The following is a 15,170-nucleotide window of genomic DNA, read 5'->3' on the forward strand; positions in this document are numbered from 1 at the left end:
GACTGTGCGGACCGTTCGGCAATCGCCCTGCTCGGAAGGGGTTTCCCAAGTGTTTCCCGTTGCCCGGTGGGACGGGGCTACACCCGGATCTCGACGAGCGGGGTGGTGGTCGGCCAGGCTGCTGCCCGACCACCACGAGTTCGTTCGAGACCGACGAGACCGAAGAGACCAACAGGAAACGGGGGTTCCGGCATGGTGAGCCGGACCAATGTCATCCGCACACTGATCGCCCTCATGGCGCTGCTCTTCTGGGCGCCGGTGTCCACGGCCTCGGCGGCACCCGCCGCCCCCGCCGCCGGTGACTGCCGACCTCTCGCGTCCGGCGCCTCCGCCGCCGCCGAGCGGGCGATCGCCGCCGCCTGCGCCGAGGTCGCCGCGGGCACCTGGTACACCTGGGGCGGTGGCCACGGGGCCACACCCGGGGCCACCTACGGGCAGGTCGACCCCTCCGACCCCGCCAGCGAACACGACCCCGAGCGGCGCGGGTTCGACTGCTCCGGCCTGGTCCGGTACGCGTACGCCCAGGCCACCGGCGGCAGGGACATCCTCAACGGCGTCGCCAGCCAGCAGTTCTACACACACCGCGCCGCCGCCCGCTTCACCGCCGCCCAGGGCCTCGCCCCGCTGCTGCCCGGCGATCTCCTCGCCTACGGCAAGGACTCGACGGACATGCAGCACATCGCCATCTACCTCGGCGCGGGCAAGATGGTCGAGGCCAGGCAGTCCGGCACCAAGCTGATGGTGAGTGACGTCCGGCTGGGCAGCACCTACTTCGGCGCCGTCCGCGTCAACACCGGCGAACCCACCGGCCACATCCACCAGACGTGGGGCACGGGCGTCTGGACCAAGGCCCTGCCCAGCCTCGGGGCCGACCGCGTCTACGCCTTCCCGTACTCGACCACCATCCGCGTGTACTGCCAGAAGCACGCGGAGTTGGTCAGGGCGGAGGGCTACGAGAACGACGTCTGGTCCTACCTGCCGGACTACCGGGCCTGGGTCACCAACATCTACATCAAGGGCCCGGCCTGGCTGGCGGGCGTACCCGACTGCAAGGACGTGCCACCCATCTCCTGACGGACTCGCGCCGGTGACCGTCGGGGGGCGGCCACCTGCGCGAGCGTCACCCGGCCCGTACGCTGCGTCAGCGTACGGGCACATTCCGTGGACAGTACGCACGTCTTCCCGTCACTGTGGGTGCCGTCGGGGCATGGGGGCCACAGCGCACGAAGACCGGAGGTGGCCGCGGATGACGGGCGGCGGCATGAGCAACGACTACGACGAGGCAGTGGCCGACGAGGGGACGGCGGTGGACCGCGAACCCGACCCCTCGGACAGTCTGCGGACGTGGGGCGCCGTGACACAGGCGCTGCGCGAGCACGCGGGCTACAGCCGGGCGGAGTTCGCGGATCTCGTCCGCTTCTCCCGGCACACGGTGGAATCGGTGGAGCAGGGGCGGCGGATGCCGGACGCGAACTACGTGCGGCGGGCCGACGAACTGCTGGGGAACACCGGGGCATTGCGCAAGTCGTCACAGTATGTGACGCGGGGGCGGGGGGACGTGGGCCTGGCGGCCTGGTTCCGCCAGTGGGCCCGGCTGGAGCGGGTCGCGGTGAGCCTGTGCACGTACGAATGCAGGCTGGTCCCGGGCCTGTTGCAGTCGCGGGACTACGCGCGGGCGGTCTTCGAGGGGACCGTCCCGGTGACCCCGGACGACCAGCTGGACAGCTTCATGGACCGCCGGATGGAGCGTCAGCGGATGCTGTTCGAGCGGCCGACGACACCGTTCAGCTTCATCGTCGAGGAGCATGTGTTCCGGCGGCGGTTCGGCGGCGACGCGCGGATGCGGGGGATGCTCGACCATGTGCTGGAGCTGAGCGCGCCCCGCAATGTGACGCTCCAGATCGTGCCGTTGGAGGCCGGGTTGCACGCGTGCCTCGACGGGCCCGTGCGGCTGCTGGAGACACCGCAGGGGCAGCGGCTCGCGTACTCCGAGGGACAGCAGAACGGCCGTCTGATCTCCGACTCGAAAGAGGTGAGCCTGCTCCACCAGCGCTATGACACACTGCGCTCGCAGGCCCTGAATGCCAAGGATTCCCGGGCGCTGCTGGAGCGACTCCGAGGGGAACTGGACCTATGAGCACGACGGAACTGGCGTGGTTCAAGTCAAGCTACAGCGGCAGCCAGGGCGACGATTGCGTCGAAGTCGCCGTCACCGGACGTGCCGTGTGCGTACGTGACTCCAAGGACGTGACCCGGCCGCACTTCGCGGTCGGTCGGGCGGGGTGGTCGCGGTTCGTGGGGTTCGTGGGACACGAGGGGCACGAGGGACGCCAGGGACACCGAGAGGCGGACCTCACCGCGTAGTCCGCCTAGTCCGCGTGGTCCACGGCGGTGGGCGCCTCCCGTTCGGGGGCGCCCACCGGCCGCGCCGGTTGCCGGTCACGGAAATGGACCACCGCAGGAAGATTTCAGCCCACTACAGGGCGGGGTGTGGTCCGTAGGTTCGTCGTATGCCTACCAGCAAGCACCTCCTGACCTCGGTTCAGGTGGCCCGCTTCGTCGCGCAGGGATTTCTGCGCCTGGACGGGGTGGTGCCGCCGAACATCAACGAACGGGCCGTCGCCGCGCTGGCCGAGGGCCTGCCGGGAGTGCCGTACGGCACCCCGCTGAGCGCGGCGTTCCCGCCCGACACCTTCGTCCACGCGCTGCTCGAACTGCCGGTCGTCGCCGGTGCCATGGAGAGTCTGGTCGGACCCGAACCGACCGTCGACCACCATGCCGTGCACGTCCGCGAGCCCCACGAGGGCCACGCGCAGGACCTCCACGCGGACGCGATCATCGACGTACGGCCGGACGCGTTCGACCTCCAGCTCATGTACTACCCGCACGAGGTGACCGCCGAGATGGGCGGCACCCTCAGCGTGCCCGGCAGCCATCTGCGCCGGATCAACGAGACGGACATCGGCCGCGTCCAGAACCTGCGGGGGCAGACCCGGCTGACCTGCCCGGCCGGCACGGTCGTCCTCGTGCACCACGGCATCTGGCACGGCGGCCGCCGCAACGACACCGCGCGCCGCCGCTTCATGTACAAACTGCGCCTCAACCCGACCGTGCCGCAGGTGCGCCTCTGGGACACCGCGGACCTGCACGACCCGGCCGTCACCGCGGAGTTGGGCACCCACTTCCCGTGGTACGAGCAGGCCACCGGCCGACTGGAGATCTACAACCGGGTCCTGCTGTGGCGGGCCCTGACCGGTGACGAGTCGTTCGACGTCGAGTACTGGGTCACGCGCGTCAGCAACCGGCCCGCCCTGAGGAGCCACGCATGAGGCAACAGGTCCTGGTCCTGTATCTGTCGACCTCGGCGCTCGACTCGCCGGTCGTGGGCTGGTCCCGGTACGACGGGACCGGCCGGACCCGTCCGACGGCGGGGGACAGCGACGAGCCGCCCTACTCCACGGGGCTCGACGCGCTGCTCGACGGGTGGCGTCTCTTCCAGGCGTCGCAGTTGCTGCCACCCCGGTCCGGTCACGAGTACGACGTCTCCTTCCTGAAGCACGAGTTCTTCTTCGAGAAGCTGGAGGAGACCTCTTCCGGCTGACGTCGAGACCTCACCCGGCTGACGGCGGGGCCTTCCGGCTGACGTCGAGCCCGTGGCCCGGTCGCGGGGCGAGTGGACCGGGCCACGGAGTCCTGGAGCAGCGGGTCGACGGCCGTGGTCAGTAGCCGTAGATCATCTTGTAGGCGACCTCGGGCAGGAACTGACCGGCCGAGGAGCCGGATCCCACACCGCAGTTGCCGTCCGACTCGCCCGGCACCTTGATCCACAGCAGCATCTCGGCGCCGCCGCCCATCTGGGTGGCGGCGCCGATGCGGCGGCCCGAGGGGTTGCACCACTGGCCGTTGGAGCCGTTGCCGTTGCGGCTGGTGTCCACGACGAACGGCTTGGTGTAGCCGTAGCGGGCACTGAGCTCCCTGTTCACCGCGTTGCCGTAGGCGGTGTTCTCGCTCGTGGTGAGGTAGTTGGAGATGTTCAGCGAGAAGCCGTGGGCCTGCCGCACTCCCGCCTCGTGCAGCCGCTTGGCCATGGTCGTGGCGTCCGTCCAGGCGGGGTTGCCGGCGTCCATGTACACCCAGGTGTTGGGGGCCTGGCGGTTGAACTGGGAGACGGCGCCGCTGAGCATGCTCTGGCGCTCGGCTATCTGCGCCTGGTTCATGCAGCCGTAGTCCCCGAGGGAGTCCGGCTCCAGGATCACCAGGGCCGGACGGTTGCCGATACCGCCGGCGAACTGGGAGATCCAGCTCGCGTAGGCGGATGGCGAGGAGGCACCGCCGGCAGAGTGCCCGCCGCAGTAGTCGCGGTTGTAGACGTTGTACGCGACGAGGATGGGCAGCTTGTCCCGGCTGTCCGCGGCGCCCGTGAACGAGCCCGTGGCGGAGCCGATCGCGCCGCTCCACGAGCCGAACCAGCGGGCCATGGGGGTGTTGGCGATGGAGGCGTTGATCGCGGACGCCCGGCCGTCACCGGGGTTGGCGGCGGTCCACCGCTTCGCGCTGTTGTCGGGGTCCACATAGAACCCGCTGGTCATGCTGGTCGGGTCGGCGGCATGGGCGGACGGAGCGGCGGCGAACGCGAGCGGCAACGAGCAGAGCGCTGCCATCAGGGCGCGGAGCCTGCGGCGCATGACATCACCTCGGAATTCCTGGCAGGGAGGCGTCGCACGCGCTCGTCCAGAGCGTGCGACGCGCTGAGGAAGTGCGGTGGTTCGACGTGCCTGGGGGGAGTGGGAGCGCTCCCATTGGGAGCGCTCCCAGTTGCGCTGAGAACCTCTGGGGTGTGGTCGGTATCGTGTGGCTGGCTGGAAGAACTGTCAAGAGCCGAGGCGTGAAACTCCCTCTGTACAGGGCGAGTTCGAGGCTCTACGGTCCCTATGACCGGAAGCGTTCCCAGTTTTCGGCCAGGGGGAGGGGTCCATATGGTCATGGCGGGCGATCCGCCGCGTCGGCAGCCCACGCTCGACGCCGTGGCAGAACTCGCGGGTGTCTCCCGCTCCGTGGCCTCCCGCGCCCTCAACAACGCGCCGCACGTCAGCCGGGGGAAGCGCGAGGCCGTCGAGCGGGCCGTCCGACAGCTCGGCTATGTGCCCAATCCGACGGCCCGCGCGCTGGCCACGCGGCAGACGGGAGCGGCCGCGCTGGTCGTCTCGGGAGAGGATCCGTCGATCTTCGCGGACCCCTTCTTCGCCCAGGTGATCGTGGGGGCGTCGGCCGCGCTGGAGGAGGGCGACCTGCATCTGATGCTGTGCCTGGCCGCGACCGACCGGGGCCGCAGACGGGTGGAGGAACTGCTGCGCGGCAAGGGCGCCGACGGCGTCATGCTGATGGCGCTGCGCGAGAACGATCCGCTGGCGCGGACAGCCGAGGAGGCGGAGATGCCGGTGGTGTTCGGCGGCCGCCCCGTCGGTTCGGCCCCGCGCTGGTACGTGGACGTCGACAACACGGGCGGAGCGCGCGAGGCCACCGAGTACCTGCTCTCCCTGGGCCGCAACCGGGTGGCCGCGATCTGCGGGCCGCTGGACACCGAGGTGAGCCGCGCGCGGTACCGCGGCTACCGGGACGCGATGCTGGCCGCCGGGCGCGAACCCTTCCCGCCGTACGAGGGTGACTTCACGGAGCCCGGTGGGGCCGCCGTCATGGCCGCGCTGCTGGCGGAACACCCGGATGTGGACGCGGTGTTCGCCGCCAACGACAACATGGGGGCGGGGGCGCTGCGCGCCCTGCGGGAGGCGGGGCGGCCGGTCCCCGACGACGTCGCCGTGGTCGGGTTCGACGACCTGGCCGCGGCCCGGATCGCCGATCCGCCGCTCACCACCGTCCACCAGCCGATAGAGGCCCTCGGCCGCGAGACGGCCCGCATGCTCGTCGCGCTCCTCAACGGGCAGGACCCCACCCCGCTGATCCTGCCCACGCGCCTGGTCTTCCGCTCCAGCGCCTGAGACGGCGGTGCCCGGCCGAGGACCGGTCGCACTCGTGCTCGTCGCGGCTCGTCCTCACGGCGGCTCATGGCCATCGCGGCTCGGACTCGTCAAGGCTCCGGAGGGGTGAGGGTCTGGGCGCACCAGATCGTCTTTCCGTCGGTGGTGTGCCGGGTGCCCCACCCCTGCGTGAGCTGGGCGACGAGCAACAGGCCCCGGCCGCCCTCGTCGAAGGCGCGGGCGCGGCGCAGATGGGGGGCGGTGTTGCTGCCGTCGGACACCTCGCAGATCAGGGAGGTGTCACGGATCAGCCGCAGCCGGATCGGTGGCTCGCCGTACCTGATGGCGTTGGTGACCAGTTCGCTGACGACCAGTTCGGTGATGAACGCCGCCTCGGCCAGACCCCATGCCTCCACCTGGTCGACGGCCGCCTGCCGGGCCTGCTGCACCTGCGCGAAGTCGGCCTCGACGTCCCAGTCGGCGACATGGTGGGGATCCAGCGCGTGCGTGCGAGCGAGCAGCAGGGCCGCGTCGTCGGTCCGGCGATCGGGCAGGAGCATGGCGTCCATCACCGTGTCGCAGAGAGTCTCCAGCGACGTCGCGGAAGGCCGCAGGACCCGCAGCAGTTCGGCGATCCGCTGGTCCACGTCGCGTTCGCGGCTCTCCACCAGGCCGTCGGTGTACAGAGCGAGCAGACTGCCCTCGGGGATTTCCAACTCGGTCGCCTCGAACGGCAGCCCGCCGATGCCGAGCGGCGGCCCCGGCTGCGCGGGCACGGGCATGCTGGTGCCGTCCGGGAAGACGACCAGCGGCAGCGGATGGCCGGCGCTCGCCACCGTGAAACGGCGCGAGACCGGGTCGTAGACGGCGTACAGACAGGTGGCCCCGGACTCGCCGGTCGGCTGGAAGTGCCCGCCGGGATGGTGGTCGCCGGCGAGGTGCAGGACCAGATCGTCCAGATGGGTGAGCAGCTCGTCCGGCGGCAGGTCCACGTCGGCGAGGGTGCGCACCGCCGTGCGCAGCCGGCCCATGCTGGCCGACGCGTGCAGGCCGTGCCCGACGACATCACCGACGACCAGGGCGACACGGGCGCCGGACAGCGGAATGACGTCGAACCAGTCACCGCCCACCTCCGAGCCGGTCCCGGCGGGCAGATAGCGGGAGGCCACCTCGACCGCCTCCTGGCTCGGCAGCCGCTGCGGCAGCAGACTGCGCTGCAGGGTCAGCGCGGTCGTGCGCTCGCGTGAGTACCGGCGGGCGTTGTCGATGGCGACGGCCGCCTTCGCTGCCAGCTCCTCGGCGAGGATCAGATCGTCGGCGGTGAAGGCCTCGGGCCGGTTCTGGCGGGAGAACACGACGACACCGAGCAGCGCGCCGCGCGCCCGCAGCGGCACGGTGATCCGGCCGGTCAGTCCGTCCTCGGCGAGCGACTCGTCGACCACCGGGTTGCCCGGCGGCCAGTGGGCCGGGTCGGCGGCGAGCCCCGGCCCGAACGCCCATTCGCCGCCCTGTCCGGACTCCGCGGTCAGCTCGACCGTGGACCTGCCGGTGGCCATGCAGCGGGCGGCCACGGAACCGGCGGCGTGGCTGACCGGCTTGGGGGGCTCGGTGAGGGAGGAGTCGTCGTCCCTCGCGCTGTGCTGTGCGGCGCGGCTGAGCGTGATGGCCTCGCGGGGGCTGAACGCGGGTGGCGAGGGCGGCTCCTCCCCGCACAGCACCTCGTCGAAGAGGTCCACGGTGACGAGATCGACGAATCCCGGTACGGGGGTCCTGGCCAGCTCCTCGGCCGTGCCGATCACGTCGAGTGTCCGGCCGATTCCGCCGCTGGCCTCGTTGAGGAGGAGCAGGCGCTGCCGGGCCCAGTACTCGGCGCTCATGTCGAATCCCCAGTTGGCGACCGCGCGGACCGTGCCCTCGGCGTCCCGGACGGGCCAGATGCTGGTGGCCCAGGCATTGGCGTAGTCACTGCCGCGCGGGCGGAAGACGGTGATGAGACGCGTGGCCTCGCCCGTCCTCGCCACTTCGGCGAGCGCGTCGGTGTAGGGCTTGTCGTCCCGTTCGGGGAACAGCGAGCGGTCCAACTCCGGAAGCACCTCGCGGTACTTCTTGCCGAGCACCTGCTCCTCGGTGTGCGCGATCACCCGGCCGGAGGAGGCGTTGATCCACAGGAACCGCAGCTCAGGGTCGTAGACACCCAGCGCGAAGGGACACTGCTCGAAGGCCCGGTCGGCGATCACCGGGCGGCGCCCCCAGCGTTGCACGGTCAGGACGTGGCCCAGCGCCCGGCTGTCGGTGCCGTGCAAAGGGTGGACCGCCACCACGGCGTCCAGTGTGGAACCGTCCCGGTGGCGGAGGGGGACGAACCCCGTGGGGTCGGGGCCGACGCCATGGTCCTCCGGGAAGCCGGGCGGTACGGGATCGGCCAGCAGCTCGGCCACAGGGTGCCCGACGGTGTCCGCCGCCGTCCAGCCCAGCAGCAGTGTGGCTCCCTCGCTCCAGCCGCTCACCACGCCGTCCGCGTCGACCACCACGGCGGCAGTGGGGGCATCCTGCTGGTCGGCCATTTCCACGCAACACGCCTCCGTCCGGACAGCCGTCCCGCCAGGGCTGCTTTCCAGCGGCCGCTTTCCAGCGTAGATCCGCCCCCGCACTCCGGCGCTCCGACCGGTGTGGTCGGGGTCGCCGGGAGGCCGGGGCGGTGGGGTACCGGGGCGGTGGCGGTGCGGACGCCGGGGATGCCTGGGGCCGGGTGGGGGCGTGCCGGGCGCCCCGGTGCTGCTCAGGCCTCCTTGCGGACCTCCTCCAGCCGTACCGGGCGGCGCTCGGCCACGGACAGGGTCGCCGCCTCGGCGATCCAGCCGGCCTCCAGGGCGTCCGCGACCGTGCAGGGCGAGGTACGGGTGCCGGTGACGACCTCGGTGAACGCGGTGAGTTCGGCGCGGTAGGCACCGGCGAAGCGGTCCATGAAGAAGGTGTGCGGGACGCCGGAGGGATGACGCCTATGGGTGCCGTCGTCGAAGGTGAGGAGCGCGGACGCCGTGTCGACGTCACCCGCTTCCTTGACTGCACTCCGCGCCGCGGTTCCCGGCGCGAGCGTGCAACCAGCGCAGGGGAGGGCGGGGAGGGGCGCCCGGGGCTGTTCGAGGAGTGAGTGAGTATTCACAGCGGGTATGTGCTGCTCCTGGGGGGGTTCGTTGACAGCGTCAACGAGTCTGGTCGTTGATGGCAGCCGAGATCGCTGTGTACGGTGGCGGGTATGGCAGATACCTCCCCGGCATCGACGAATGCGTTGGTCACCGGCGCCGAGATCGCCCGGCTCGCAGGCGTCACTCGCGCCGCCGTCTCCAATTGGAGGCGGCGGTACAGCGACTTTCCCGCGCCCGCCGGTGGCGGGGTGAACAGCCCGCTCTTCGACCTGACCGAGGTGCAGGCGTGGCTGGACAAGCAGCGCAAGGTGCAGGACGTCTCGATCGAGGTCCGGCTGTGGCAGGTGCTGCGCGGGGCTTACGGCGAGGAGATGATCGGCGGGCTCGTCGATGTCGCACGGCTGATCGCCGGGGAAGCGCGCCCGAAGGATCTGCCGGAGGACGCCGTCCGGCTTGCTCGAGACCTGATCGGCAGTGGTTCCACGGCCGAGGTGGTGGACGCTCTCGCGGAGCGCTTCACCGACTCCGTGCGCCGGGCCGGTTCGGACCAGGTCACCTCCCCCCGCGTGGTCCGTGCCGTGCGTCGCTTCGCCGGTGAGGTGGCGGGTGACGCGACCCTTTTCGACCCGGCCTGCGGCATCGGCACGCTGCTTCTGGCCGTTGGGCCGGAGCGAGGGCCCCTGCGGTACGGGCAGGAGTCCGACATCCGCAGCGCGCGCTTCGCGCAGCTCCGCGCGGATCTCACCGGTCGCGTGGGCGTCGACATCGGCACCGGCGATTCCCTGCGCGGAGATCTCTGGACGGATGTCAAGGCCGACCTCGTCGTCTGCGATCCCCCGGTCGGCGACACCGACTGGGGACGCGAGGAACTGCTCCTGGACTCGCGGTGGGAGTTCGGCACTCCGTCGCGCGCCGAAGGCGAACTCGCCTGGCTCCAGCACGCGTACGCCCACACCAACCCCGGCGGCCGAGTCCTCATGGTCATGCCCGCCTCGGTCGCCTACCGCAAGGCCGGCCGCCGTATCCGAGCCGAACTCGTACGGCGTGGCATCCTCACCCAGGTCACCGCTCTCCCGCCCGGCACCGCTTCCTCGCACGCCCTCCCCGTGCACCTGTGGCACCTGCGCCGACCGCGCACGCTCGGTGATGCCGTGACCAGTGTCCGCATGGTCGACCTGACCGCGACCGACCCCGACGAGTCCTCGGAACCGGTCCCGGGCCAGGTGGCGGACGTACCCCTGATCGACCTGCTCGACGACACGGTGGACCTCACCCCCGGCCGTCATGTGGCGGAGTCCCACCGTGACTACGTGGCCGAATACCTGTCCCTGCGGCAAAAGTTGACGGAGCAGGTGCGGCTGCTGGCCGACCTGCTGCCGACACTCGCCGCGGGTGACGGCCCCGGTGCCGTCGACGGGCCGTCCGTCAGTGTCGCCGACCTCGCCCGAGCAGGGCTCATCGAGTACGGCGATCCCGAGCCGGTCTCGGTCAGCGACCAGCTCGACACGGACTACCTGCAGGGCTTTCTGCGCAGCGCCTCGAACACCCGGCGCTCCACGAGCGCCAGCGGCACCTTTCGCCTCGACGGGAAGGGCGCGCGCATCCCACAGATGGACATCGCCGAGCAACGCCGTTTCGGGGCGGCCTTCCGGGCGCTTCAAGAATTCGAGGAACGAGCCCGCAGAGTCGGCGAACTGAGCCGGGAGGCGGCGTCACTCGCGCGAGACGGGCTGAGCAACGGCGCGCTGGAACCACCGGAGTGACGCCTCATCACTGCCCGGCACCTCACATCGGTTCAGCCGTGGTACGAACGGACTTGCGATCCCGCTCCATGACACCGCCAGCGCCTCCCGCGCCCTCGTGCAGGCCACGAACAGCAGGCACCGCTCCCGCAGCAGATCGGAGTCGTGCTGCAACGCGTCCCTGCGACGTCAACCGCGTGGCAGGCTACCCAGTGCTCATCGCCTTGTGAGGTGGCAGCTTGCCCGGCGTGGATGTCCTGAGGCCGCCCGCTGGTGGAGTACGTCGGACTGACCAGCTGGGATCGACCGAGGCTGTGGAGGGTCAGGAGGAGCGCCAGCGGTTGCGGCCGTCGGAGCCGGGGCCGCAGACCATGGGGGTTCCCGCCTTGGTGACGCCGGTCGCTCCCTGCGGAGAACAGAACGAGCCGGGGTGGACCGTGCCGACGCTGCCGCCGCCGGTGGAGCCGCCGGACGAGGAAGAGGACGAGGAACTGCCGTCTGTCGAACCGTTGTCCTCGCTGGTGCTGTTGTCGCTCTCGTAGTCGGGATCGTTGGCCGGGATCTTGTAGGTCGTGTCCTTCGCCTTCGGGCAGTCCTGGACGAGGTCGGCGTCGGTCCACCGGCCCAGGTCGAGGCCGACCGTGGAGGTGGAGGTGACCTTGGTTCCCTCGTCCGGGGACTGGAAGCACACCCGCCACTCGTCGCCGTCCTCGGCGGCCTCCTCGGCGGTGGGTGTGTCGATGTCGAGGTACACGTCGTCGAGCGTGACGCCGTCGAGATCGATGCCGGCCTGCTTCAGATCCTTGGTGGCCGAGGTGTAGGTGGCGCCGACCACGTCCGGCATCTTCGGCCACGGGAGCGGGCCGCCGTCCTTCTCGGGGCAGGGTTCGCCGCTCTTGACGGCCGCGAAGTCGATGCTCCTCGCGGCTGTGTCGGCTTTCTGGAAACACACCGTCCACAGGGACCGCATGATGATCGAGCGGTCGTCCTCGGCCGCGTCGTGGCGTGCGGTCGTGAAGCCTGCGGAACGTGCCAGCTTCTCCGCCTCGTTCAGTGGCTTCCCGGTGTAGTCGGCGGCCCTGACGACCTTCGCCGGGGACGGGGTCGGGGACGAGGCGGTCTCGACGCTCACCCCGCCGTCGTCCCGTGCCTTGGCCTCGGGCTGCTTCGAGGCACTCTCGTCGAGCTGCCCGCCCAGCCCCGCGCCGACCGACAGCAGCACGAAGGCTCCGAACGTCGCGCCCAGTTTGGCGAACCAGCGCCACTTCGGCAGCACCCAGACCGCCACCATGGCGGCGATCATCGCGACGAAGCCGAGCCCGAAGCTGAACGCGCCGAGCAGCGCGACGAGGGCGAGGGATGCCGAGCACGGCGGGGTGGTGCGCCACCAAGGGCGGGCGGGGCAGGTGAGTTGTAAGGGTTCACGTGGCGCAGTGCTCCTCGGGTACGGACCGGTCCGGTCCCGGACTTGTGTCGTCTGGATCCGGACTGGCGGGCTGCGGTCCGGCGATCGTTGTGCGGGGGCTCTCAGGTCAGGGTGTTGGTCAGATGCGGACCCATGTAGCCGACGTAGATTCCGTGATCGGTACAGGAGCCGTCGTAGTAGTGCAGGCGCGGCGCGACGGTGTTGCCTCCGCCGATCCGCAGGTGGGCCCCCATGAAGACCTTGCCGGCCGGATGGACGTGGCGGGGCACGGGGAACGTGCGTGCCCGACTCCAGTCGCCGTTCGTTTTCACGGACTTCGATTCGTCCCTGACGATCTTGCGGGGTGAGATGACGTGCGCTCCCTCGGGCGCGTCCGCACACCACTGCTTGAAGTCGCTGTTCGCCCTGCCGCTCGCGACGGCTTCCGCGAAGTCCTGGAGCGCCAGCAGTGCGTCCCAGGCCATTCGGACCCAGGACGACCCGTAGGCCTGGTCGTCGAGTTCCAGGGAGTACTTGCGTCGGCCGCTGAAGTGGACGCGTCGCATGCCGTCCATCCGGTCCAGGATCTCGGCGAAGGACGTGGGCGCGTTCACCGAGGGGTCCACCGGTATGTACGCCTGCTCGGAGGCGCCCAGTTTCAGGAGTTCTCTCTGCAGTTCCCGTATCTGTGCCTTGGCTCGATGGAGTTCCTTGTACTGCTCGTCGTAGTCGACGACGACCTGTGCCTCGTTGTCCTCCGCCTGACGCAGTTCCCGCTTGAGGTCACGGATCTCGTCGGCTCTGACCCGCTGTTCGCGCGCCGCCTCTTCCAGGATCTCGTGCAGGGCGTCGTTCTCGTCGCGCAACCGTTCCTGCTCGGAGGCTCCGACCCCGTCCCTGGCCCGAGTGCGCATGAGCGGCACGGAATCCAGGGCGTCGGGCAGGGGCAGGCGGGTGGCGAGTCCCTGAGGAAGTTGGTTCAGCAGGCGTGTGGCGAGCCGGGGGTTCTCGGTGATCAGCCGCTTCGACATCACACGGTGCCGCTGGCCGTCGGCGGGCCAGGCCGGGTCGACGCCGGGCAGGTAGGTGCGGACCCCTCCGTTGTACACGCGGTGGTGCTCCAACGCCCGGTTGAAGACAGACTCGGCTCCCGGGGTGAGTACGTAAAGGATCGCCAGCCCCACCAGGGGACGGACGAGAGGGTCGACGGTCTCCTCCAGCCAGGCGTCGAAGTCGACGTCGTACGGTGTGCTCGCCATGACGATGGGAAGGCGCCGGTCGGCGTCGCACAGTTCGTCTATCACCGCCTCGACGTCCTCCGCCTCGACGACTTGGGGTATGGCCGTCACGTCCGCCAGACCGTCGTGCGCGTCGAGTGCCTCCAGCAGGTGCTTCGCGAGCCGGGGTGTCTTGGCGGGCACGGGGGCGTCGTCGGCGTCGTCGGGGAGGTGCTCGACGTCGAGTTGGACCCAGGTCGGCTCGTCGGCGATCTGCCGCGTCACGACGGTGGTCTGCCAGGTGCCGCCGGGCGCGGTCTCCCGGAGCCGCCATCGTCCGTAGGTGCCGGTGGCAGCCGTGACGGAGTCGTGGTCGAGGGTGACTCCGCGGGCTATCTCGTTGCGGCCCTCGGCGAACGCGTCGACGTTGTACCGCTTGGGTGGTCCGGCGAGCCAGTGGCGCAGCTGCTCATCGACCAGAGCACCGGTCCGCACGTAGTCGGTCCGACTGGTGACCACCATGCGGTAGCGGCGGGTGTCCATGGTGCTGCTCCTCACGTGAACGGGAACGGCGGCGTCTTCGGGCGTGACGGCGGTCAGAGCAGGTCACGGAGCCTGGTGTCGTTCATGGCTACGCTCCCTTGGGCGCTCTGGTGGCTGCGGCGGGCGTGCCCCGAGGTGACGCGAGAGGCCGGTGAGCCGTTGGCAATCCGAGCATGACGGAAGCTTGTTAGCGTCGTCAACGGACTTGCGTGGATTGCTGGGCGGTGAAGGTGTGTACGTGTGTTCGAGTGTCCCGCAGGGGAGGAACTGTGCTCGGCCGCCGCTCCGACGAGCCGACGGTCCCGCAGTACGGCATCGCCCGCGGTGGCCGTCACCGACCGGGGGCGTGACGTGGTCAGCGCAGTACTGAGCCGATCCAGGCGCTCACCGTCGCGCAGCAGGTTGGCGTGTCCGATCTGGTGGTCGGCGTCGAGATGGCGCGCGATACGGGTGTTGAGGGACTCGAAGAACGCGGCCAGGTCCAGAGGGCCGACCGTCCCGGAGACCGCGTCCGGGTCCGGGCCCACGGGCAGGAAGGCGAAGCGGCGGCGAACCGCGGCGTCCAGGTGGCTGATGCTCCGGTCGGCGGTGTTCATCGTGCCGATGACCCGGACGTTCGGCGGTACGGAGAAGCGGCGCTTGCTGACGGGCAGGGCGACCGGCAGGTTCCGCTTGTCGAGTTCGAGGAGCGTGATCAACTCGCCGAAGATCCGAGGCAGGTCACCGCGGTTGATCTCGTCGACGACCAGCAGGAACGTCTGGTCGGGATGGGCGGCGGCCCGGTTGCACAGGCTGTGGAACAGGCCGTCCGTGAGAGTGAGGGTGAGCCCCGGGCCGGTGGCGCTCAGGTCCGGCTTGAAGCCCTCGACGAAGTCCTCGTAGCCGTGGGAGGGATGGAAGGTGACCAGGCGGACGCGGTCGCCGTGCAGCATGTCGGCCTGCGCCGCGGCACGTTGACCGGTGTCGGCGCCGAGAGCGTCCGCGCGTCCGTCCAGGGCGAGGGCGGCGCCGAGCGCGAGCCGGGTCTTGCCCGTACCGGGCGGCCCGTGCAGGATCACCTGACCCTTGCGCTCCAGCGCGTCCAGTACGACCTGCACGTCCTCGGGCAGCGCGCGTTGCCGCGTCGGCGCCGTTAGCCTGTC

At 70.5% G+C, this 15,170-nt stretch carries 10 protein-coding genes and 3 pseudogenes; 7 read left to right on the plus strand and 6 right to left on the minus strand.

Annotation, left to right across the window (positions count from 1 at the left end; translation table 11 throughout):
- The first annotated feature begins 192 nt into the window (after positions 1-192).
- From E4N62_RS10960 to E4N62_RS10980, 5 genes and pseudogenes are all read left to right on the plus strand, one after another.
- The gene (locus tag E4N62_RS10960; protein WP_268269155.1) at positions 193-1,074 is read left to right on the plus strand and encodes a C40 family peptidase; all 882 of its coding nucleotides are present in this window, start codon (positions 193-195) and stop codon (positions 1,072-1,074) included.
- A 172-nt stretch (positions 1,075-1,246) separates the two neighbouring features.
- Complete coding sequence (locus tag E4N62_RS10965) at positions 1,247-2,137, plus strand: helix-turn-helix transcriptional regulator (RefSeq protein ID WP_230213708.1); 891 nt, start codon at positions 1,247-1,249, stop codon at positions 2,135-2,137.
- A pseudogene (locus E4N62_RS10970) lies at positions 2,134-2,304 on the plus strand (DUF397 domain-containing protein); the annotation flags it as partial. The gene E4N62_RS10965 and the pseudogene E4N62_RS10970, both read left to right, overlap by 4 nt.
- Before the next feature lie 206 nt (positions 2,305-2,510).
- Entirely contained in the window at positions 2,511-3,329 is an 819-nt protein-coding gene (locus E4N62_RS10975; RefSeq protein WP_230213710.1) for a phytanoyl-CoA dioxygenase family protein, read from the plus strand.
- On the plus strand, positions 3,326-3,601 hold the full coding sequence (locus E4N62_RS10980) for a hypothetical protein (RefSeq protein ID WP_230213711.1): 276 nt from the start codon (positions 3,326-3,328) through the stop codon (positions 3,599-3,601). The genes E4N62_RS10975 and E4N62_RS10980 overlap by 4 nt, the downstream gene beginning before the upstream one ends.
- Positions 3,602-3,719: 118 nt before the next feature.
- On the opposite strand, the gene E4N62_RS10985 is transcribed toward E4N62_RS10980, so the two are convergent.
- On the minus strand, positions 3,720-4,685 hold the full coding sequence (locus E4N62_RS10985) for a glycoside hydrolase family 6 protein (protein WP_230213712.1): 966 nt from the start codon (positions 4,683-4,685) through the stop codon (positions 3,720-3,722).
- Positions 4,686-4,982: 297 nt separating this feature from the next.
- Between E4N62_RS10985 and E4N62_RS10990 the strand changes: the two genes are divergently transcribed.
- On the plus strand, positions 4,983-5,996 hold the full coding sequence (locus tag E4N62_RS10990) for a LacI family DNA-binding transcriptional regulator (RefSeq protein ID WP_230213713.1): 1,014 nt from the start codon (positions 4,983-4,985) through the stop codon (positions 5,994-5,996).
- A gap of 89 nt (positions 5,997-6,085) precedes the next feature.
- On the opposite strand, the gene E4N62_RS10995 is transcribed toward E4N62_RS10990, so the two are convergent.
- Together E4N62_RS10995 and E4N62_RS11000 are read right to left on the minus strand one after the other, a co-directional pair.
- Entirely contained in the window at positions 6,086-8,539 is a 2,454-nt protein-coding gene (locus E4N62_RS10995) for a SpoIIE family protein phosphatase (protein ID WP_230214087.1), read from the minus strand.
- A 215-nt stretch (positions 8,540-8,754) separates the two neighbouring features.
- Positions 8,755-9,076, minus strand: a pseudogene (locus E4N62_RS11000) (Gfo/Idh/MocA family oxidoreductase); the annotation flags it as partial.
- Between the two features lie 155 nt (positions 9,077-9,231).
- Between E4N62_RS11000 and E4N62_RS11005 the strand changes: the two are divergent.
- Positions 9,232-10,884 (plus strand): N-6 DNA methylase, encoded by a 1,653-nt coding sequence (locus tag E4N62_RS11005; RefSeq protein WP_230213714.1) that lies wholly within the window; start codon positions 9,232-9,234, stop codon positions 10,882-10,884.
- Positions 10,885-11,185: 301 nt separating this feature from the next.
- Here E4N62_RS11005 and E4N62_RS11015 read toward each other — a convergent pair whose 3' ends face one another.
- From E4N62_RS11015 to E4N62_RS49330, 3 genes and pseudogenes are all read right to left on the minus strand, one after another.
- Entirely contained in the window at positions 11,186-12,154 is a 969-nt protein-coding gene (locus E4N62_RS11015; RefSeq protein WP_230213715.1) for a PASTA domain-containing protein, read from the minus strand.
- Between the two features lie 236 nt (positions 12,155-12,390).
- Complete coding sequence (locus E4N62_RS11020; RefSeq protein WP_230213716.1) at positions 12,391-14,028, minus strand: hypothetical protein; 1,638 nt, start codon at positions 14,026-14,028, stop codon at positions 12,391-12,393.
- Positions 14,029-14,579: 551 nt separating this feature from the next.
- Positions 14,580-15,125 (minus strand): annotated as a pseudogene (locus E4N62_RS49330) (McrB family protein); the annotation flags it as partial.
- Positions 15,126-15,170: the final 45 nt, after the last annotated feature.

Source organism: Streptomyces sp. MNU76, assembly GCF_020982545.1.
Lineage (GTDB): Bacteria > Actinomycetota > Actinomycetes > Streptomycetales > Streptomycetaceae > Streptomyces.